Genomic DNA, 20,699 nt, shown 5'->3' on the forward strand with positions numbered 1-20,699 from the left:
ATAGGGGTGATAAAATGCAGAAAAATACCGAACTCATTCAACTCGAAATGTCGGTTATTCGCCAAATATATTTAGCTGAAGAACAGAAACGTCGATTTTGGTCTTTAAAACAAGGCTATATCGGGGAATCAGAAGTTGCTCAATGGTTAGAAAAATACGCCGACGATAGTTGGCATGTCCTTTCAGACTACTGGTTTAACTACAAAAGCACGATGCAAGCCGATTTTCTATTAATCAAAGAAAATCACTGGTTAGTTATTGAAGTGAAGAATTTTTATGGCGAATTTGAATATAGAAATCACGAATGCTACATTAACGCGCATTTAATGGAAAATAATTTTATGAATGCCATGGCGACCAAAGTACGGCGCCTAACACGAATTGCCAATGAAGTCTCCGAAAATATTAAAGTAACCGGTGCGATGATTTTCATCAATGAACATTGCCGAGTTAAACTCGATTATGAATTTGACTATGAAATTATACAGCGCAACCAATTTAGAAACTTCTTGAAAAAGCAGACCGAATTTCTGGCCAAACCTCTGTTACCAGCATATTTGAATAGAATACAAAAAGTCTTGAACCGCTATTCGATTGAAAATCCGTTCCAGCCTACAGGCTTGCCGATAGAAGACTTTGCGACTATCCATAAAGGCGTTACTTGTCCAGCGTGTCACCGATTTGATGTAGAAATCACTTTAAGAAAAGTGACATGCCGGCACTGTCATTTTAAAGAAGCAAAATCAGAAACAATACTCAGATCCGCACGGCAATTGCGCTATTTATTCTTTGACAACAGTGAAATAGTCACAACAGAAAATGTGTACCAGTTTATGGGCGCAAGCGCAGCGTCAAGATCCTTAATCCGAGACATACTTGGGAAAAACTTTAAGAAAGTGGGGAAAACAAATAAAACTTACTATGAAATAGAGATTTAAAGGGGAAATGTTAGGGGAAGTGAGTTGATTCGCCAGCTCAGATCAGTGAGCTAGCGAATCATGTGCAACTGCGCCAGCTCAGAATCGTGAGCTAGCGAATCAAACGTAACTTCGCCAGTTCAAATCTCCGAGCTAGCGAATCAAGCACAACTACGCCAGTTCAAATCTCCGAGCTAGCGAATCATGTTCAACTGCGCCAGCTCAGAATCGTGAGCTAGCGAATCAAGTGCAACTGCGCCAGCTCAGAATCGTGAGCTAGCGAATCAAGCGTAACTTCGCCAGTTCAAATCTCCGAGCTGGCGAATCAAACGTAACTTCGCCAGTTCAAATCTCTGAGCTAGCGAATCAAGCACAACTACGCCAGCTCAAATCCCTGAGCTGGCGAATACACCCAAAACCCAATTCAAACCAGAAAAAAGTCCGCAACACATTCGCTGCGGACTTTTTATATTAGAAACTGCTATTAGGCTCAGTCAGAAACGCTGCTTCTTGCGGAGTTGTCTCACGGCCTAGAACATCATTCCGATGAGGGTAGCGACCGAAACGGTCAATGATATCTTTATGTAAGTTTTCACAGTGTAGTGCATTCTCGTCACCAATTTCAGTAAAGATGTGTAAAGCTGTCTCGTGAATTTCAGTAGATTCAGAATGCATAAAAGGCATCATTGCGAAGCATTTTTCCTGAACAGAGAATTCTTCATCAAACTCAGGTAGTTGATATAATTCTTGAGCTAAGACGAGTGCCATCGTATCTTGGGTGAAACACTTCTCGTCGCCTCGGCATAAGTTACGCGAGAATTGGTCGAGAACAATGATTTCTGCGAGGCGGCCGTAAGGATTGTCACGCCACTCCCATAATAAGCCAGCACATGCGGCTTCCCAAGTTTTTTCAAAACGCTGTCTAATTTCGGAATCGAAATCATCATTTTTCTCAAATAACAAGTCCGCATTTTCAGGGGCAAACCAAAAGTCTAATACATCTTGATAACGAGCTAGTTTCACAAATAATTCCCTCCGCTTTTATTAGTATACATTTTATAGTAAAAACATTTTCTTAAATACAATTGAACATTAAATATAATAAGATTATAATAAGGCTCAAGGGGTGATATCAATGCAATTATACATGAAACAAAAAATGTTATCATTTAAACAGGATTTTAATATTGTCGATAGCAATCAGAAGCCGGTTTATAAAGTGGATGGAGAATTTCTTTCACTTGGTAGAAAACTGCACATCATTAACATGGAGACCAATGAAGAGGTCGCTTTAGTTAAACAGAAAGTATTATCACTCATGCCACAAGTGGACGTCTTTGTCCGAGGTCAAGAAGTCGCAAGTATTCGCAAACGCATCACGTTATTCAAACCAAAATTTGATATTGAACAAATTGGCTGGACGATAAAAGGCGATTACTTTGCGCACGATTATATTATTTATGATCGAGAAGGAGATTTAATTGCTCAAATAAAGAAAAAATACTTTGCTATGAGCGATACATTTGAATTTAATATCGATGCTGAAGAAGTTGACCCAGTTATGGTGATTGCGGTTGTGTTAGCTATCGATACTGTAATGGATAGTAAAGATTAAGTAGATTGAGGTAAAAGATGACTTTTAAAGGTATTATCAGAGAAATAATCAGTACGCTTATCTGGGTTGCAGTGATATTTCTAGGAATTAAAGTATTTTATGCGTATGTTATGGAACCGTTCATCGTGGACGGAAGATCTATGGAATACACATTACATGACGGCGAGAAAATGTTTATGATGAAATTAAACGATATTGAGCGCTTTGATGTGGTCGTATTCCCAGCACCTGGGGGACCGATTACTTCAGACGAACCGCAAAGTTTATATATTAAACGCGTGATTGGTATACCTGGGGATACAGTTGCTTATCAGGATGACCAATTAATATTGAACGGTGTGCAAATGAATGAACCATATTTAGACGACATGCGCGCAGATGTCTTAGGAAACTTTACGAGTGATTTCCAATTAGAAGAAATTACTGGATCAGCGACCGTACCGGAAGGGCAAGTCTTTGTAATGGGAGACAACCGTCGCAATTCACTTGACGGACGGGCATTTGGCTTCATCGATGCCGAAGATATTATCGGAGAGGCAGATTATATTTATTGGCCACTTTCTAGTATGCGAGCGCTTGATCAATATGAAATGAATGAAAATCAAGACACAATTGTCCAAAGAGATTGAACTTTATACAACAAATAGCTATAATATAAGCATTGTTAGATTAGTAAACGAATTGACGGTAATAAGAGAAAGTCACCTAGGCTGAAAGTGACGTGCCCACTCATTCGTTGAACCTACTAAACAGTTTATGGGCTCGCCTCCTTATCGGCTCTAAGTAGGTTGGCAACATGCCGACAACTGAGGTGGTACCGCGGAGATCAACTGTTCTTCGTCCTTATTTGGACGGGAACAGTTTTTTTGTACAAAATTATAACAGGAGGTTACTATGGTAACGAGAAAAGAAGATTTTTCAAAATGGTATATCCAAACAATTCAAAAAGCTGACTTAATGGACTATTCACCCGTACGTGGTTGTATGATTTTCAAACCCAACGGTTTCGAAATTTGGGAGCATATCCAAGAAGCTTTAAACTACCGATTCAAACAAGAAGGTATCCGAAATGCATACTTCCCAATGTTAATTCCCGAGAGCTTCTTCAATAAGGAAAAAGATCATATTGAAGGATTCTCACCAGAGTTACCGTGGGTTACTGAAGCTGTGGGTGAGCCATTAGAAGAGCGCTTAGCGCTACGTCCAACATCAGAAACGATGTTTGGTGATGCGTATTCTAAATGGATTAACTCATACCGTGATTTACCAATGGAAATGAACCAATGGGCAAACGTATTCCGCTGGGAAAAACGTACAATGCCATTCCTTCGTACGTCAGAATTCTTATGGCAAGAAGGGCATACGGCTCACGCGAATGCCGAAGAAGCTAAAAGACGTACACAACGTATGTTAGATATTTATGCAGAAGTGATTGAAGGCGTATTAGCTATTCCAGTATTTAAAGGTGAAAAAACACCTTCAGAACGCTTTGCTGGTGCAGAACGAACTTACTCTGTTGAAGCAATGATGCAAGATACAAAAGCTGTTCAAGCAGGAACAAGTCACTACATGGGAACGAAATTCGCTGAAGCTTTTGATATCAAATACTTAAACAGCGACAACGAACACGTTCACGCATTCACGACATCATGGGGTGTATCAACACGTTTAATCGGAGCAATGATCATGTCTCACGGTGACGACCAAGGACTAATTATGCCACCAAAAGTTGCACCGCAACAAGTCGTATTCATTCCTGTTGGACCATGGCAAAAGAACCCAGCGATCATGGACAAAATCTATGAATTGAATGAAGAATTAGCAAGCAAGCAAATTCGTACAGTTATCGACGGAAGCGATAACCGTCCAGGTTACAAATTCAATGAATGGGAATTACGCGGTGCGCCACTTCGTGTAGAAATTGGACCACGTGACTTAGAAAACAATAAAGTCATCGTTAAAGCGCGTGACTTAGATGAAAAAATAGATGTTGAATTCACAAACTTTGCTGATTACATCGAAAATGCCTTAGATGAAATGCAAAATCGCCTATTAGAATCAGCACGCGAACGCAATTCACAACACATCTATACGGACATCAACACATTAGAAGAACTTGAAAACCATATTGAAGCGAAAAAAGCTGCAAACGAAAACCCAGGTTGGATCTTAGCAGGATGGGACGGAACGGAAGAATCAGAAGCGAAGATTAAAGAACGCACTGGTTTCACAACACGTAACATTCCAGTAGATGGTACAGTTGACAAAAAAGCTGAATGTATCGTCACAGGTAAACCAGCGAAAGAAACTGTTTGGTTAGCCAGAGCATACTAATTTAAAGAAAATTAAACCGAGACTGTGTAAAAACAGCCTCGGTTTTTTGTTGAGATCTCGTGACCTCATAAACAAGAAAAATCGTCCTCGAAAGGACGGTTTAATTATTGGCTTACTTATTTAATAACGCTTCAGTTTCGATTTTTACTTTCTGTAAATAACGAATTGTATCTTCTTCAAAAGGATGTCTAATCCCACACCCAGGTGTAAGAATTAAGTGCTTTCCACCCAGACTCTGTAATTGAACGGTAAATTTGATGATGAAGAGGGTTACGATTATTATGTGTAATATCCATACGTGCAATGCCGCCCATGACACATTTGTTAGTATAATCAATACCTTCTTTTAACTCCGGTAAACTTTCCCACACATGCCAGTTAAACACTTGAACGGGATAATCTTTAACCAGGTCGAACATAATATCATCACCATGTGCATGAATTGCGTTAAACCAACCATCACGAGCACCTTTCAACACTTGTAAGTCATAAGGCACACCATATTCAGCGTATATTTCTTCACTCGCTTTGTCATAAGAACTCATTTGTGATGCGAAGTAAACACCGGCTGCACCTAACTCAATGGCTTTATGTGCCAACGAGCTGTTGATTCAGAAATTCTATCGAGTGCTTGGTGAATGTAACCATGTTCATCCTGTTTAAGGTGGTTAATCAGTCGCCCTTTAGCTAATTTAGCTGCTGTTGTTAAGGGACTAAAAACCGTCATAATCACCGGTGCTTCACCGTCCACTAAATTCAGTAAGTGTTCAAGGTGGTCAAGTTCTCTTTGCAGGGCTGACGCGGTTTCTAACTCTAACAATGGTAAGTTTGACCAGTCTTCATAGGCATTAATCGGTGTTTTAATCACTTTAGCCACCCCACCTTTAGCCACTTCAGAAAAATCGATCTCCGTATTATAATCTTCTACGGCGTACATACCATTATTCATCGTTTTAATAAAATCTAAATCTTACTGTTTAAATAGATCATACGTCGCTTGGGCGACTTCTTTGGGTGAGCGATCAATCTCTGGTATATGTGTCCAGAAGGAAAAGGGGATTGAACCCTGCTTTTCACCACTAATCGCTAACTTTATACGGTCAAATTTATTCACTATTACACTCCTTGTCTACGTGTTTCACCAAATTGTAATTTCAATTCAACACGGTTAAATATCATTTGTAAAACGCCACAGATTAACCAGTAAACTAAAGCTGCCGCAATATAAGATTCTAAATAACGATAACTTAATGCCGCAGCGTAACGGGCTTGAGCCAAAATATCTACTATACCAACGGTAAAGGCAAGTGACAGACCTTTAATATTTTTCAAAAAGGCATTGAGAAACAAAGGAATCGCCACACTTAATACTTGTGGAATAATAATGCGATGTAAGTCCTGACGACGTGTCATCCCGATCGATTGACCAGCCTCAATTTGACGGGGATCAATGGACTGAACTGCCCCTCGGATATTCTCCGATTCAATCGCAGCTTCAAGTAATGAGAAGATCGTAATAACAATAATTAAACTCGGAAAATCATGTGGTTGCACTGTGACCCCAAAGATTGCCAGTAAGGAACTACTCGCTTGAGGTAAACTGTACATCATCACGAATAAATGAACGATTAACGGCACCCCGCGCATATAAGAGACAAATAGACGAACGAGTGGTGTAATAACCGGTACAGGCTTCATCTTTAATTGAGCGAAGACAGCCCCTAATTAAATCCCAAAGACTAACACCACAGCAGCAATTCCAAAAGTCCGTGGTACAGCCCGCATGACAACCCAAATAGTATCAATCATAACTTGTGTATCAAAATCCAATGTGCTCGACCTCCTTATCTTTGATAGTAGCGACTATAACCCTTCTCGAGGAAATTCAATCCGAATACGAGAAGTGAAGACAGCGCCCAATAAATTAACGCTATCGCAATATATACTTCAAGTTGATAAACACCGTAGGTGTTCGCGATTATAATATCTGCTTGTCCCATTATATCGACTAAACCGATTAAGAACAGTAACGACGTATCTTTTAACAAATCAATTAACGCATTTCCTAAACTGGGTAACGCAATCGGTAATACTTGTGGGAAAATAATGCGACGATGTTTTTGCCAACTTGTCATACCTTCAACTACTAACATTGCCTACCTCCTAACTCGGGCATAACCCAAGAATATCAATATTCAGTTATATGTTATTTGAAGGGAATTGTATACTGAATAGACCTAAATACTGGTATTAGGTAGAGGCGAATGGTCTAAGTTTTAGCATCCGACACACCTGGTAGCAAATGCTTTACTTTTATGTGAAAGCGTTGTACAATAGTGTTGAATCTGTGATATTATTGTTTCTAATGAAACCTTTGATTGGTCAGAATCTTATGTTTTGTTTTACTATATGGTTTAAAGAATTTAGGAGAATCAGATGAAGCGTATTGGTGTACTAACTAGCGGGGGCGATGCTCCAGGAATGAATGCAGCCATTAACGGGATCGTTGATGAAGCGCGCAAACATAACATCGAAGTTCGTGGTTATCTAGAGGGATATACTGGTTTAATCGCGAATGATTATATTGAATTGACACCTGAAGTTGTAAAACCACATCATCATGTGGGCGGAACTTTCTTAGGTACGTCAAGGTCGGAAGAATTCAAAAAAGCCGAGGTTCAAGCTGGAGTTGCTAAGCAATTAAAGCAAGATAATGTAGATGGACTAGTTGTCATTGGTGGAGATGGGTCATATCATGGTGCTTATAGTTTATCGAAACTAGGTATACAAACCATTGGGATTCCTGGAACGATTGATAATGATATTCCACTTACAGAATTAACTTTAGGCTTTAAAACTGCCATTCGAAATGTTGTTGAAACAGTTGATATTATCATCCAATCTGCGTCAAGCCATAAACATCTTTATTGTATTGAGGTGATGGGCCGTAGAGCGGGAGATATTGCAAGATGGACCGGTCGTGCGCTAGACGCAGATGGTATAATTGCTGAACCAGGAGATTTTGATGTGAATCTAGTAAAAGAAACCATCGAAAAATCCCAAGCTATGAATAAGCGATATCAGTTATTCATTCTTGCAGAAGGTGTCATGTCAGCTCAAGAGTTTAAAGAAGTTGTCGAACGTGAGACAAGATATCCAATTCATCCATTATTACTTGGTCATATCCAACGAGGTGGAAATCCAGTTGCCGAAGATCGGATTTTAGGTTTAGATTTTGGAGAACACGCTGTTGCTTTGTTAAGAGAAGGAAAGACGGAGCGTTGCACAGCGGTTATAGATAATAAAGTAACAGATGTAAGTTTTGAAGAAACATTCGCATTAATAGAAAAATAAAAATAATTCTTTGGAGGAATATAATGTTTAACGAAAAAGATTTAGTAGCGGTCAATACATTACGTGCTTTAAGTGTGGAACAAGTTGAGAAGGCAAATTCTGGTCACCCTGGTTTACCAATGGGTGCGGCTCCAATGGCCTATGCTTTATGGGCAGGTCATTTAAATGTGAACCCAGAGTTATCTGATTGGCCAAACCGAGACCGTTTCGTATTATCTGCAGGTCATGGTTCAGCTTTACTTTACAGTTTATTACATATGAGTGGTTTTGATGTAACGATTGACGACTTAAAAGACTTCCGTCAATTAAACGGTCGCACACCAGGGCATCCTGAATACCGTCATACAGATGGCGTTGAAGCAACAACCGGACCTTTAGGACAAGGAATTGCACAAGCTGTAGGGATGGCAATGGCGGAGCAACATACTGCAGCTGTCTACAATACAGATGAGCATCAAGTTATTGATCACTACACTTATACATTAGTTGGTGACGGGGACTTAATGGAAGGAATTAGTTACGAAGCGATTTCTTATGCAGGTCGTCAACAATTAGATAAATTAATCGTATTATACGATTCAAACGATATCTCATTAGATGGTGACTTAGATAAAGCCTTCAACGAAGATATTAAAGGACGTTTTGAATCAGCGAACTGGAACTACTTACGTGTTGAAGATGGAACTAACTTAGACGATATCTCAAACGCGATTCAAAAAGCAAAAGAAAACAAAGGAAAACCAACTTTAATCGAGATTAAAACAGTGATTGGTTACGGTTCTCCTCAACAAGGAACAGCAAATACACATGGTAACCCATTAGGTGCTGACAACTGGACAGCAACACGTGAAGTTTATGGATGGACTCATGAAGCGTTTGATGTGCCAACAGAAGCACAAGAATTATTCGATGAAAAAGTAAAAAATCGTGGTAAAGAAGCTTATAATGCATGGTTAGAAGTATTCAATGCCTATAAAGAAGCTAATCCAGAGAAAGCTAAAGCCTTTGAACAAGGATTCAACGGACATCTTGCAGAAGACTATGCAGCTAACTTAGAATATAAAGGTGCAGATGCTAAAGCCGAAGCCAGTCGTGCTTCAAGTGGTGCTGCTATTCAAGGTCTTGCTGAAAAAGTACCTTTCCTATGGGGTGGATCAGCTGACTTATCAGGATCTAACAAAACAATGATCGATTCAGACACGGATTTCATGCCAGAAAACCGTGCAGGAAGAAACATTTGGTTCGGTGTGCGTGAATTCGCGATGGCAGCCATGATGAACGGGATTGCTTTACACGGTGGAACTAAAGTATACGCTGGAACATTCTTCGTGTTTACAGACTACTTAAAGGCAGCAGTACGTCTATCAGCACTATCTAACTTACCAGTAACTTATGTTATGACACACGACTCTGTAGCAGTAGGGGAAGATGGCCCAACTCATGAGCCAGTCGAACACTTAGCAGCATTCCGTGCAATGCCTAACCTAAACTTAATTCGACCAGCCGATGTGAATGAGACATATGCTGCATGGAAAGTAGCAATTGAATCAGAAGACCGTCCAACAATGTTAGTTCTATCACGTCAAAACTTACCAGTACTAGAAGGATCTAACGAATTAGCTGAAGAAGGCGTTCGTAAAGGTGGATATGTTATCTCGCCAAGTGAAGGTGAAACTCCTGAAGGTATCTTAATTGCTACTGGTTCTGAGGTAAGCTTAGCTATAGAAGCACAAGCGAAATTAAAAGAACAAGGTGTAGATGTATCAGTGGTATCACTTCCAGCACAAAACTTATTCGATGAGCAATCAGCAGAATATAAAGAAAGTGTCTTACCAAAAGCTGTACGTAACCGTATGTCAATCGAAATGGGCGCAACTTTCGGTTGGGAACGTTATATCGGTTTAGATGGTGTAGCATTAGGTATTGACCGCTTTGGGGCATCTGGTAAAGGTGAAGAAGTCATTGAATACTTCGGCTTTACTGCAGAAAATGTTGTAAGTAAATACACTGAAGCGTTTGGAAAATAATTAAACAAGCGTTTAAATAATATGTGTCCATCAAAGTAGACCTTAGCAAAGTTGCCTACTTTGATGGACTTTTGTTATTCACTAATAATGATGGGTAATTGGAGGACTGTATGGAGAAAATGGGTGAAAATGACATTGTAAAGATTGCGACGATGTACTATGAAGAAGGAATGACTCAATCAGAAATCGCCCGCGAAAAAGGCGTATCGAGATCATTCATATCTAAAATGATTGTTGAAGCAAAAAGAGATGGAATCGTTGAAATTGTGATTAATAGCAGTAGTGTCTATACGGCTAGGTTAGAAAGGCAAATAGAGAAAAAATTCAAGCTAAAAAATGCCATTATCATTGATACACTAGATATTAATAAAGCTGAAGTGAAAAAAATGGCAAGCCAACAAGCTGCTTTATACTTGAAGAAAATACTTCCTTCACACCAGACAATCGGTATTTCTTGGGGGAATTCCTTAAGAGGTTTAGTGGATCATTTTCCTTATACGAATCATCAAGGTGCCACAGTCCTGCCTTTGATCGGTGGGTTAAGTGATGATTATTTTGAGATACAATCCAATCAATTGAGTTACGACTTAGCGAGGAAGATGAGAGGTAAGGCGAAATATCTTTATTCTCCTGCATTAGTATCAAATGAGTTAATACGAGAAGAGCTCAGTAGTAACAATGCAATTCAAAGTATCTTGGAAGAAGGAAAAACAGTTGATTTGGCTTTAATTGGGATTTCAAGTTTGGATCAAGAAAGTAACATGCGAAAAATTGGCTTCTTAAGTGAAGAAGATGCGACCGACTTAAAGGGGCATAATGCTGTAGGTGTTATTAATTCACGATTTTTCAATCAAGAAGGAAAAGAAGTAGATAGTGAAATAAATAAAAATGTTATTGGTCTAAATCTTGAAGAATTGAGAAAGATACCTGCTATTATGACTGTGGTATATGGGGATCAGAAAGTTGAAGCAATCCGAGCAGCGCTTGAAAGTGATTTGTTGAATATTATTGTGACGACGGATACGATTGCTGAGGGGTTGTTGGGGGACGGTATTTAACTACACAAAATGGACACTAAAACTGTAGACTCAGTTTTAGTGTTTTTTGTGTAATAAATGAAGAGTTCGATAAGAATAATTCACATATTTTGATTTAGTCTATAAAATATATGAATAAATATGTTTTATTTTTCTGACGTATTGGACTTATAAAGTTAAAGACTTTTATAAAATCCTAAAGATTAAAATTAACTGGATTCATTTGATGAAAGAGTGGATAAAGTTATCGATAGGTAACCTTATCCTTTATTTTCTCTATATACTATAGTTTAAGCGACGAGTGAGTTAAAATTTCATAGGCAAGTTAGGGGAAAGTATCAAAATAACAATAACTATTTGAATTTTTCTTCATATTCATTTATTATCATAGACAAGCGTGAATCACATTTACACAAATCCCAAATATTACTAACTTAGAGAGTAGGGGTAAGTATGTTTGAAGATGGAGTCGTTAAGTATCGCCGATTGTAACATTAAGCGAGACAAATAAAAAAATCATTTATGTTACACTCAAATTGTCATTCCGTCGAAAGAATACAGGGAGAGTGAACATAAATGACCTATACCCATCTTACACCAAATGAACTCGTAATTATAGAGGCATATTTTCATCAAGAAACACCCGTTGCTTTCGTTGCCAAGAAACTCAAGCGTGGTAGACAGGCCATTTACAATGTTTATCATTTTCTTAAACAAGGAAAAACGGCTCTCGAATACCTCGAACAGTATAAGAAAAATAAAAAACGTTGTGGAAGAAAGCCGATTGAAATACCCAAAGCAGAAAAAGAATACATCGAAGACAAGACAACTTAAGGCTGGACCCCGGATGTGATTGTTGGACGAGGTGAGTTTTCAATTTCATGTTCTGTCCGTACCTTATATCGTCGTTTTAAAAATGGTGAGTTTGATCAAAGCAAGTTACCCATGCAAGGGAAACGAAAACCAAACGGTCATCAAGAACGTCGTGGAAAACAAGCATTCAAACGAAATATCACTGAGCGAGAAACGGATTATGCTTCTTTTGAAACAGAGTTCAGTCATCTAGAAGGCGACACGATTGTCGGTGTCAATCATAAAAGTGCCGTCATCACCCTCGTTGAACGCCTTTCAAAAGTCATTATTGCTTTGAAACCTGAAGGTCGTAAAGCAATCGATATTGAAAAAGCAACGAATACTTGGTTTCAATCGATTCCTAAAAATCTCTTTAAATCGATTACTTTCGATTGTGGTAAAGAGTTCTCAAATTGGAAAAATATCAGTAATACGAATGATATAGCTATTTATTTTGCAGACCCAGGAACACCATCACAACGAGGTTTAAACGAACACTCAAATGGTCTCCTTCGAAAAGATGGCCTACCGAAAGAAATGGATTTCAATCAAGTCAATCAGGATTTCATCTCCTCTGTGGCTTCAAAAAGAAATCATATACCTAGAAAATCACTGAACTACCAGACACCATTGGAAGTCTTTTTGAGTTATGTAAATGAAGAGCAGTTGTCTCGCTTAATTTGACAAATAATACATCTAAAACCCCCCTAAATCCGTGTCCGGATTTAGGGGGTCACTACATTGTGAACCAAGTCTTTTTTTGTGATTTCATATTCTTTTTATCACCTTACAAGGCGTACCAAAAGCAAGTACGTTACTTGGGATATCTTTAGTGACGGTGCTGTTAGCACCGACGACACTGTTCTCTCCGATAGTAACACCGGGAAAAATAGTCACATTTGCTCCTATCCACACATTCTTTTCGATGGTGACAGGCTTATTGAATTGTGCACCTTTCAATCGAAGCTCAGGTTCTAGAGGATGAGAAGCGGTAGAGATAGTTACATTGGGACCGATCATGACATGATCTTTAATTTCAACACGAGTATCATCAACAATAGTCAAACTAAAATTGATATAAACATCGTTTCCAATATAAGTATTCTTCCCCCAATTAGCATGAAAAGGGGGCTCTATGTACGAATTTTCTCCCATAGCTCCTAATAAGTCTGTTAATATACTTCGGACTTTTTTTGTTTCACTAGGTAAAGTATGATTGAAATGGAACAGTAAATCTCGATACTTTGCTTGATCATTTAATGTTTCTGAGTTTTCAATATATATTTCACCAGAATGCATTTTATTATAAATATCTTCTGTATTCATAAAAGTTCCTTTCTATTATTTATTTGAAAAACGATTTAAATCATACCTTCAAAAACTCCTCGCGAATAAACAAAGCCTTGTCGATTTCTTCTTCGGTTAAATTCCTGAATTGGGTTGGACTATAACCATAATATTCTTTGAACATTTTAGAGAAACTAAAGGCGTCTCTATAACCGACAGTACTAGCTATTTCTTTAACTTGGGAATTAGATCCTCGCAGTAACTGTGAAGCTTGATTCATTCTGAGTTCTTGAATGATTTGTTTTGGAGACTGGCCATAGTGTTCTTTGCATAATTTAAACACATAATTACGACTAATATTGAATTCTTCCGCAATATCACCTACTGTGAAAGCACTGTGAAAATACTTATAGATATAACTGTAAATTTTTTCTGCTAAACGTGGTTCTGAAAGAGCATTCGTATTTTGATGATTGGTAAGTGGAAATTCTTCATTAAGCGAGTAAAGAAAATGATATAACATACTAAATGTTTTCAAATTGTCTTGTAAATCATTCGGATCACTTTCGGATAAAAAGTATATAAATTGTTTCATTTCTTCAAAAACCGGACTGCTATCCTTGAAAGTTAAGACATCAACATTTGGAATCATTGAATTACTCAAATAAGTATCTAAATGGTCGCCGCCTATACCAATCCAACAGATGGTCCAAGGGTCATCTTTATCTGGATAATAATAAACATGTTGATTCTTTTTCAAAATAAAGCTATCACTTGCGGTTAATTCATAATTTTTATCATTGACAGTATAATGACCTTTTCCTTCCAGAACAATATGAAATACTATATCGTGCTTAACTTTGTAGTTATTAATTTGGTTAGTCTCATACTTTTGTAAGCCGGCTTCTATCAAGGACAGATCTCCATTATCTAGAAAAAGATGTTTCCAATAACTATTCAAAAAATAACCCCCTCTCAATACTACACAGATAGTTTATCATATAGTAAACAAAATGACATGTTTTTGTGACAAATGAATATAGACTATTTTCATGAGGAAATATAAAATAATGATTGAAAGGGCTTACTGAGTTAGATAAGTAGCAAGTTGTTTTATTAAATAAAAAAATGATGTCATTTTATTACGGAGGTATGTTATGAAAGAAAAAATGATAAATAATTTAGAAGCACGGTTTAAAGAGGTATTTCAAAGCTCCTCAACATCCCAATACTTCTCACCAGGACGTGTAAACCTCATCGGGGAACATGTTGATTACAATGGAGGTCACGTACTTCCTTGCGCAATTACACAGGGAACAATGGGGCTAGTGAGGTTGCGTGATGATATGACGGTCAATTGTATATCAGATAACTTTGATGAATTGGGTGTTATTTCGTTTGATTTAGACCAAGAGTTGATCTTTGATAAGCAAGATAATTGGACGAATTATGTTAAAGGAATGATTAAGTATGTTCGAGAAGCAGGACATACAGTGGACAAAGGATTTGACTTACTCATTTACGGAGATATCCCTAACGGAGCGGGGCTTTCGTCATCTGCATCTTTAGAATTATTAATCGGAGTCATATTAGAATCAGAGTTTAATTTAGACTTAGAGCGATTAGATTTAGTGAAAATTGGGCAAAGAGTTGAGAATGATTTTATTGGTTTAAACACGGGTATAATGGATCAATTCGCCATTGGAATGGGTCAAAATGATCATGCCATCTATCTAGATGTAAATACGCTTGACTATACGTTAGTGCCGGCAGAATTTGGTGATAACGTCATCTTGATTATGAATACAAATAAACGCCGCGAGTTGGCTGATTCTAAGTATAACCAAAGACGTTCTGAGTGTGAGGCAGCGCTAGAGGAGCTTCAAACAGAATTAAATATTCAGACTTTAGGCGATTTATCGAACGAAGCATTTGATGCTAATACTGGACTGCTTAGTAATGAGACTTATTTAAAGCGTTCTCGACATGCAGTATACGAAAATACTCGAACACAAGAAGCAGTTGAATTATTGAAAGCAAATCAACTTGAAGAGTTTGGCCAGCTGTTGAATCAATCACATATTAGTCTTCGAGAAGATTATGAAGTGACTGGTGCTGAATTAGATGCTTTAGTTGAAGCAGCTTGGGATCAAAAAGGCGTTCTTGGTGCACGCATGACGGGGGCTGGTATGGGTGGTTGTGCTATTGCTTTAGTAAACAAAGAAGCAGTGGAAGAAGCAATTAATCAAATAGGACAACGATACAAAGACCAAATCGGTTATGATGCGAGTTTTTATATCGCTAAAATTGGCGACGGCGCGAAGAAATTATAAAGCAGACTATTGATAGGAGGAATTTTGTGAGTTTAAACATTCAAAAAACAATTCATCAGTTCACAGACAAAGCGGTTCAATTAAAAGTACTGGATGCGTTAGACCGTCATTATACTGTCAATCGCTTGCTGGCTATTTTAAATCTTAAAGAAGCAGGTTTACCTGAAGTGGCTCAAGCGGACGTTAGCTTGTTGGAGTACATGGACATGTTAGTACAATATGCAAAAGATGAGCGAATTATTGATGTGACGCAATCAGAGACTGAGATGCTGGAAGCGAGAATCATGGATTTAATAACACCACCCCCATCGAGCGTGAATCAGAAGTTTTGGGACAAATATCAAGCGAATCCAGAACAAGCGACGGACTATTTTTACGAATTATCACAACAAAATGATTATATTAAAACACGTAATATTGCGAAAAATATTATCTTTACTGGACAAAGTGAGTATGGGGATTTGGAAGTGACAATCAATTTGTCAAAACCCGAAAAAGATCCAAAGGAAATCGCGAAAGCATTAACTCAAGAAAGTGTGGACTATCCTAAGTGTGTGCTTTGTATGGAGAACGAAGGGTATGAAGGGCACGCGAATCATGCTGCGCGTCAAAACCACCGGATTATTCGTATTGACTTACCTGAAGAAACGTATGGTTTCCAATATTCACCGTATGTTTACTATAACGAGCATTCAATTTTTTTAAATGAAACCCATATGCCAATGGCGGTTGACCGTAAATGTTTTAATAATATCTTAGAAATTGTGAAAGTATTACCACATTACTTTGTGGGTTCAAATGCTGATTTACCACGTGTAGGTGGGTCAATCCTAGCACATGACCACTATCAAGGTGGGCGTCACGTATTTCCGATGGAAAAAGCTAAAGGCTTTAAGACGGTACAATTAAATAAATTTGATCAGGTTGAAGCTGAATTAGTTTATTGGCCGATGTCTGTGATTCGTTTAAGAAGTAATAAAGCAGAAGATTTAGTTGAAGTATCAACGTTTATCTTAGATCAGTGGATGGCATATTCAGATAAAGACCTAGATATTATCGCTTATACCGATGAAGAGCGTCATAATACCATTACGCCAATTGCTCGGTTTAAAGATGGTAAGTTTGAGATGGACTTAGTTCTGCGTAACAACCGAGCGAGTGAAGACTATCCGGATGGAATCTTCCATCCGCATCAAGATGTGCATCATATTAAGAAAGAAAATATCGGTCTCATTGAAGTGATGGGCTTAGCGGTATTGCCACCAAGATTAGTGACTGAATTAGAGACGGTTAAAGCGTATCTATTAGGAAAAGGAACTATAGAAGAAGTGACACCTGTTCATCAAGAATGGGCTGTGGAGATGGCAAGCAATACGGAAGCAATTACTGAAGAGTCAATCCAATCAGTGATTGAAGAGAATATGTCATTAAAATTCGCTCGCGTCTTGGAAGATGCTGGTGTATTTAAACAGACAGATGAAGGTAGAGCAGGGTTTATTCGCTTTATCGATGCATTGAATCAAGTGTAAAGGGTGTGAATAGATGAATGTATTAGTTATAGGTGGAGCCGGCTATATTGGCTCACATGCTGTTAATAAGCTGATAAAAAAAGACTACAACGTTAGCGTCTTAGATAATTTAGTGACGGGTCACCGCGGTGCGGTAGATGAAGCGGCTACTTTTTATTTGGGTGATATTAGAGACAAGACGATGTTGAATCAAATTGTACAAGATGAACAGATCGAGGCTGTTTTTCATTTCGCGGCCAGCTCATTAGTGGGGGAATCGGTTGAGAAACCGTTGAAATACTTTAACAATAACGTTGTTGGTATGGAAGTACTACTTGAAGTCATGCAAGAGAATGATGTGAAGAAAATTATCTTCTCCTCAACTGCTGCAGTGTATGGGGATGTCCAAGCGCCTTTAATCACGGAAGATGAGCTGAAAGCTCCAACGAGTCCGTATGGTGAAAGCAAGTTAATGATGGAGAACATGATTAAGTGGTGTGATTTAGCACACGCGATTAAGTTTGTATCATTGCGTTACTTTAATGTCGCTGGCGCATTGAGTACGGGTGGAATTGGTGAAGATCATGATCCAGAAACGCATTTAATCCCTATTGTACTACAAACGGCTTTAGGTCAACGTGATGCAATGACGATCTTTGGTGATGATTATGATACGCCGGACGGAACATGTATCCGAGATTATGTACACGTTGAAGACTTGATTGACGCACATATTCTGGCTCTAGAGTATTTAAATACGAACACTGAAAGTCAGATATTTAACTTAGGTAGTAGTACGGGGTATTCCGTGAAAGAAATTGTTGAAGCGTCACGTAAAGTAACGGGGAAAGAAATCCCAGTAAAAATCGGTGAACGACGAGCTGGAGATCCAGCAAAATTAGTAGCCGCGAGCGAAAAAGCGCGTGAGATATTAGGATGGAAACCGGCCTATGAAACGATTGAGGGTATTATTCAGACTGCTTGGAACTGGCATGAAGCTAATCCTGAGGGGTATGCTAATTAAAATATCAAAAACCTTGTGGCTACACTAGCTACAAGGTTTTTTTGAGTTAATAAACTAATTTATATGTTGTTGCACTTTCGAACTGTGTTCCTTTTCGTAAGATATCATTCCCAAAGGCATCGTGATTAACCGCATCAGGGATAGTCTGAGTCTCAAGTGTAACTCCAGCGTATTGATGTAGTTCCTCACCCCAAATTCCCATTGGAGGATCTACGACACTATGTGTGTAAACGACAACTGATTCACAGTCTGTAGATACTTCGATGGAACGATTCAAGACAGGGACCGATAAGACAATAGGAGTATCTGAAGCATCTGCTTGTATAACAAAAGGGTGGTCAAATCCATTTTTCAACTCAACTTGAGCGTCATTTAATTTGAACTGATCTCCAATCTGTTTACCTTCACGTACGTCAAAAGCTGTACCCTCTACGCTTGATAATTCACCAACGGGTGTTCCTTCTGCTTTAACGGGTACATACTTATCCGCTTCGATCTTTAGTTGGTGATTAAGAATAGGCACTGTATGTGTTCCATTTAAGTTAAAGTAGACATGATTGGTCGGGTTGAATAGTGTGTCTGCATCCGAAGTAGCTTTATAAGTGATTTTCCATTCATTATCGACCGTATAAGTATGGATAACTTGAGCTTCTAATGTGCCGGGGAATCCATTCTCACCATCTTGATCAGTCAAGGAGAATGTAATACAAATTTCTGAGTTTGTTTGTATAATGTCATATTCCCAATACCTCAAATCAAAGCCATTAGGTCCACCGTGTAAGTGGTTATCACCCTCATTTAGAGGGAGTTGATAGTCGTTTCCATCAATTGAAAATTGTCCCTTGCTTATTCTTCCCGCAATTCGGCCGATTGTTGCTCCGTAATAATAGCCTTTTCCTTTTTCGGCTTCTTGAGGGTTATCAAAACCCAGTATTAAGTTATCTGAGCCAATCTTCCATTGGTTGATTCGAGCTCCTAGATTGGTGAAAGTAATAATAACATCATTGTTTGTAATTTGAATTAAATCATACTCTTTGCCGTTGCATGATCCATATTTTTTAATAGTATAATCCATATTCAGTAAGCGCCTCCATTATTGTGATGTATCAAATTTAGCTTATTTAATCAACAAATACAAGAAGAAGTTATAAAATATACATTGATACTTATCAGAACTTAGAGATCAGTAATACCTATAATTTATCTTTCTTCACCCCCAATGTTATAATAATCTCAGAACGCTTTATACATCACAAGGAGGCATAACATGAGAGTTGGATTTATCGGTTTAGGTGTCATGGGACAAAGTATGGCAGGGCACATTCTTGAAGCAGGGCATGAATTATTTGTATACAATCGAACAAAATCAAAAGCCAAGAACTTAGTCGACAAAGGTGCAACGTGGTTGGATACACCTAAAGAAGTAGCAGAAGCAACAGACATTGTCATTACGATTGTTGGCTATCCACAAGACATTGAAGAAGTGTATTATGGGAATAAAGGCTTGTTTACGGGAGCTCATTCAGGCAGCTTGTTTATTGATATGACAACAAGTACACCGTCGTTAGCGATACAATTGGCAGACAAAGCGAAAGAATTGAATGTTAGCGTATTGGATGCGCCTGTAACAGGTGGGGATATTGGCGCTCGTGAAGGGCGTCTGGCTGTTTTAGTTGGAGGGAATGCAATTGATCTAGAGAAAGCGCGTCCGGTTATTGATACATTCGCAGCCAATGTGACTCATTTTGGTGAGCATGGCTCCGGCCAACATGCCAAAGCAGTCAACCAAATTATGGTTGCTGGAACGATGTTAGGCTTGGCTGAGATGATGACCTATGCTAAAAAAGCGAATCTATCGTTAGATAAAGTGGTCGAAACAATTGGATCTGGAGCAGCGAGTAACCGCTCCTTAGCAAATTATGGGCCGCGAATTATTCAAGATGACTACTCACCTGGCTTTTTTGTGAAGCATTTTGTGAAAGATTTAAAGATTGCTTTAGATGAATCTAAGAAAATGGAACTGGAGTTACCGATGACTGAATTAGCGCATAAATTATACACGCAACTTGCTGAGGCAGGGCATTCAGATGAAGGAACTCAAGCTATTGTGAAGTTATGGTGGGACGGAGAATTAAATGAATGAGCCAAAGTTAGCGATTTTTGGATTGATACTGGTTATTTTATAATCTATTTTAAAACTTGGATAATTCTGTTTTGGAAGTCTCGAATAATAACGAAAATGAGATTATTAAAGTTTTTAAAAAATTTAACTTAATATAACAGACCTGAATAATTCATACTTTTAAATATTGAGTTATTCTAGTCGTTATTTTTCAATTTTGGATCACTTTATCGAAATTAAAATATTTTAATCGATTTTCTAAGCTAAAGAAAAACTTTTTAGTCTCATC

The 20,699-nt window shown here is 38.3% G+C and carries 18 protein-coding genes and 3 pseudogenes; 12 read left to right on the forward strand and 9 right to left on the reverse strand.

Annotation, left to right across the window (positions count from 1 at the left end; translation table 11 throughout):
- The first annotated feature begins 14 nt into the window (after positions 1-14).
- Positions 15-938, forward strand: coding sequence for a nuclease-related domain-containing protein (locus ACEN33_RS05715; protein WP_407094727.1), 924 nt, complete (start codon positions 15-17; stop codon positions 936-938).
- A 450-nt stretch (positions 939-1,388) separates the two neighbouring features.
- On the opposite strand, the gene ACEN33_RS05720 is transcribed toward ACEN33_RS05715, so the two are convergent.
- Entirely contained in the window at positions 1,389-1,940 is a 552-nt protein-coding gene (locus ACEN33_RS05720) for a DUF924 family protein (RefSeq protein ID WP_407094728.1), read from the reverse strand.
- Between the two features lie 112 nt (positions 1,941-2,052).
- Here ACEN33_RS05720 and ACEN33_RS05725 point away from each other — a divergent pair, with 112 nt between their 5' ends.
- The 3 genes from ACEN33_RS05725 to proS all read left to right on the forward strand — a co-directional run bounded on the left by ACEN33_RS05725 (position 2,053) and on the right by proS (position 4,866).
- Positions 2,053-2,532, forward strand: coding sequence for an LURP-one-related/scramblase family protein (locus tag ACEN33_RS05725; RefSeq protein WP_407094729.1), 480 nt, complete (start codon positions 2,053-2,055; stop codon positions 2,530-2,532).
- Positions 2,533-2,549: 17 nt separating this feature from the next.
- Positions 2,550-3,161, forward strand: a complete 612-nt coding sequence (lepB, locus tag ACEN33_RS05730; protein ID WP_407090360.1) for a signal peptidase I — start codon at positions 2,550-2,552, stop codon at positions 3,159-3,161.
- A 265-nt stretch (positions 3,162-3,426) separates the two neighbouring features.
- Positions 3,427-4,866, forward strand: a complete 1,440-nt coding sequence (gene proS / locus ACEN33_RS05735; RefSeq protein WP_407094730.1) for a proline--tRNA ligase — start codon at positions 3,427-3,429, stop codon at positions 4,864-4,866.
- Positions 4,867-5,054: 188 nt separating this feature from the next.
- Here proS and ACEN33_RS05740 read toward each other — a convergent pair whose 3' ends face one another.
- The 5 genes and pseudogenes from ACEN33_RS05740 to ACEN33_RS05760 form a co-directional block, all read right to left on the reverse strand.
- Entirely contained in the window at positions 5,055-5,465 is a 411-nt protein-coding gene (locus tag ACEN33_RS05740; RefSeq protein WP_407094731.1) for a hypothetical protein, read from the reverse strand.
- Entirely contained in the window at positions 5,441-5,803 is a 363-nt protein-coding gene (locus ACEN33_RS05745; protein ID WP_407094732.1) for a uroporphyrinogen decarboxylase family protein, read from the reverse strand. Before ACEN33_RS05745 ends, ACEN33_RS05740 begins: the two co-directional genes overlap by 25 nt.
- A 33-nt stretch (positions 5,804-5,836) precedes the next feature.
- The gene (locus ACEN33_RS05750) at positions 5,837-5,980 is read right to left on the reverse strand and encodes a hypothetical protein (protein WP_407090366.1); all 144 of its coding nucleotides are present in this window, start codon (positions 5,978-5,980) and stop codon (positions 5,837-5,839) included.
- 2 nt (positions 5,981-5,982) lie between these two features.
- Positions 5,983-6,576 (reverse strand): annotated as a pseudogene (locus ACEN33_RS05755) (amino acid ABC transporter permease); the annotation flags it as partial.
- A 134-nt stretch (positions 6,577-6,710) separates the two neighbouring features.
- Positions 6,711-7,019 carry an ABC transporter permease subunit gene (locus tag ACEN33_RS05760; RefSeq protein WP_338487402.1) on the reverse strand — a complete coding sequence of 103 codons (309 nt, stop codon included), beginning with the start codon at positions 7,017-7,019 and terminating at the stop codon, positions 6,711-6,713.
- 283 nt (positions 7,020-7,302) lie between these two features.
- On the opposite strand from ACEN33_RS05760, the gene ACEN33_RS05765 reads away from it, so the two are divergent.
- From ACEN33_RS05765 to ACEN33_RS05780, 4 genes and pseudogenes are all read left to right on the forward strand, one after another.
- The gene (locus ACEN33_RS05765; RefSeq protein ID WP_407090367.1) at positions 7,303-8,220 is read left to right on the forward strand and encodes an ATP-dependent 6-phosphofructokinase; all 918 of its coding nucleotides are present in this window, start codon (positions 7,303-7,305) and stop codon (positions 8,218-8,220) included.
- A 23-nt stretch (positions 8,221-8,243) separates the two neighbouring features.
- Complete coding sequence (gene tkt, locus ACEN33_RS05770; protein WP_407094733.1) at positions 8,244-10,247, forward strand: transketolase; 2,004 nt, start codon at positions 8,244-8,246, stop codon at positions 10,245-10,247.
- A gap of 110 nt (positions 10,248-10,357) precedes the next feature.
- Positions 10,358-11,305 (forward strand): sugar-binding transcriptional regulator, encoded by a 948-nt coding sequence (locus tag ACEN33_RS05775; protein WP_407090370.1) that lies wholly within the window; start codon positions 10,358-10,360, stop codon positions 11,303-11,305.
- A gap of 555 nt (positions 11,306-11,860) precedes the next feature.
- A pseudogene (locus ACEN33_RS05780) lies at positions 11,861-12,820 on the forward strand (IS30 family transposase).
- Between the two features lie 84 nt (positions 12,821-12,904).
- On the opposite strand, the gene ACEN33_RS05785 reads toward ACEN33_RS05780, so the two are convergent.
- Both ACEN33_RS05785 and ACEN33_RS05790 read right to left on the reverse strand, forming a co-directional pair.
- Positions 12,905-13,462: a sugar O-acetyltransferase gene (locus tag ACEN33_RS05785; RefSeq protein WP_407094734.1), complete on the reverse strand. Its 558-nt coding sequence runs from the start codon at positions 13,460-13,462 to the stop codon at positions 12,905-12,907.
- Between the two features lie 40 nt (positions 13,463-13,502).
- On the reverse strand, positions 13,503-14,384 hold the full coding sequence (locus ACEN33_RS05790) for an AraC family transcriptional regulator (protein WP_407090372.1): 882 nt from the start codon (positions 14,382-14,384) through the stop codon (positions 13,503-13,505).
- A gap of 196 nt (positions 14,385-14,580) precedes the next feature.
- Between ACEN33_RS05790 and ACEN33_RS05795 the strand changes: the two genes are divergently transcribed.
- The 3 genes from ACEN33_RS05795 to galE are packed head-to-tail and all read left to right on the forward strand — an operon-like array spanning position 14,581 to position 18,288.
- Positions 14,581-15,756 carry a galactokinase gene (locus tag ACEN33_RS05795; protein WP_407089695.1) on the forward strand — a complete coding sequence of 392 codons (1,176 nt, stop codon included), beginning with the start codon at positions 14,581-14,583 and terminating at the stop codon, positions 15,754-15,756.
- A 26-nt stretch (positions 15,757-15,782) separates the two neighbouring features.
- Complete coding sequence (gene galT / locus ACEN33_RS05800; RefSeq protein ID WP_407089694.1) at positions 15,783-17,285, forward strand: UDP-glucose--hexose-1-phosphate uridylyltransferase; 1,503 nt, start codon at positions 15,783-15,785, stop codon at positions 17,283-17,285.
- A gap of 13 nt (positions 17,286-17,298) precedes the next feature.
- Positions 17,299-18,288, forward strand: a complete 990-nt coding sequence (gene galE, locus ACEN33_RS05805; RefSeq protein WP_407089693.1) for a UDP-glucose 4-epimerase GalE — start codon at positions 17,299-17,301, stop codon at positions 18,286-18,288.
- 46 nt (positions 18,289-18,334) lie between these two features.
- Here the strand turns inward: galE and ACEN33_RS05810 are convergent, their stop codons facing one another.
- Complete coding sequence (locus tag ACEN33_RS05810; protein WP_407089692.1) at positions 18,335-19,363, reverse strand: aldose epimerase family protein; 1,029 nt, start codon at positions 19,361-19,363, stop codon at positions 18,335-18,337.
- Positions 19,364-19,534: 171 nt separating this feature from the next.
- Between ACEN33_RS05810 and ACEN33_RS05815 the strand changes: the two are divergent.
- Positions 19,535-20,431 (forward strand): annotated as a pseudogene (locus ACEN33_RS05815) (NAD(P)-dependent oxidoreductase); the annotation flags it as partial.
- Positions 20,432-20,699: the final 268 nt, after the last annotated feature.

The sequence above is a fragment of the Ruoffia sp. FAM 24228 genome (assembly GCF_045528575.1).
Taxonomy (GTDB): domain Bacteria; phylum Bacillota; class Bacilli; order Lactobacillales; family Aerococcaceae; genus Ruoffia; species Ruoffia halotolerans.

What these genes read in the sequence shown, in the direction of transcription:
- ACEN33_RS05810 (WP_407089692.1), bottom strand. Translation starts at nt 19,363, where the DNA reads ATGGATTATACTATTAAAAAATATGGATCATGCAACGGCAAAGAGTAT.
- ACEN33_RS05745 (WP_407094732.1), bottom strand. Translation starts at nt 5,803, where the DNA reads ATGTACGCCGTAGAAGATTATAATACGGAGATCGATTTTTCTGAAGTG.
- lepB (WP_407090360.1), top strand. Translation starts at nt 2,550, where the DNA reads ATGACTTTTAAAGGTATTATCAGAGAAATAATCAGTACGCTTATCTGG.
- ACEN33_RS05715 (WP_407094727.1), top strand. Translation starts at nt 15, where the DNA reads ATGCAGAAAAATACCGAACTCATTCAACTCGAAATGTCGGTTATTCGC.
- ACEN33_RS05765 (WP_407090367.1), top strand. Translation starts at nt 7,303, where the DNA reads ATGAAGCGTATTGGTGTACTAACTAGCGGGGGCGATGCTCCAGGAATG.
- ACEN33_RS05795 (WP_407089695.1), top strand. Translation starts at nt 14,581, where the DNA reads ATGAAAGAAAAAATGATAAATAATTTAGAAGCACGGTTTAAAGAGGTA.
- ACEN33_RS05775 (WP_407090370.1), top strand. Translation starts at nt 10,358, where the DNA reads ATGGAGAAAATGGGTGAAAATGACATTGTAAAGATTGCGACGATGTAC.
- ACEN33_RS05760 (WP_338487402.1), bottom strand. Translation starts at nt 7,019, where the DNA reads ATGTTAGTAGTTGAAGGTATGACAAGTTGGCAAAAACATCGTCGCATT.
- proS (WP_407094730.1), top strand. Translation starts at nt 3,427, where the DNA reads ATGGTAACGAGAAAAGAAGATTTTTCAAAATGGTATATCCAAACAATT.
- ACEN33_RS05785 (WP_407094734.1), bottom strand. Translation starts at nt 13,462, where the DNA reads ATGAATACAGAAGATATTTATAATAAAATGCATTCTGGTGAAATATAT.
- ACEN33_RS05725 (WP_407094729.1), top strand. Translation starts at nt 2,053, where the DNA reads ATGCAATTATACATGAAACAAAAAATGTTATCATTTAAACAGGATTTT.
- tkt (WP_407094733.1), top strand. Translation starts at nt 8,244, where the DNA reads ATGTTTAACGAAAAAGATTTAGTAGCGGTCAATACATTACGTGCTTTA.
- galE (WP_407089693.1), top strand. Translation starts at nt 17,299, where the DNA reads ATGAATGTATTAGTTATAGGTGGAGCCGGCTATATTGGCTCACATGCT.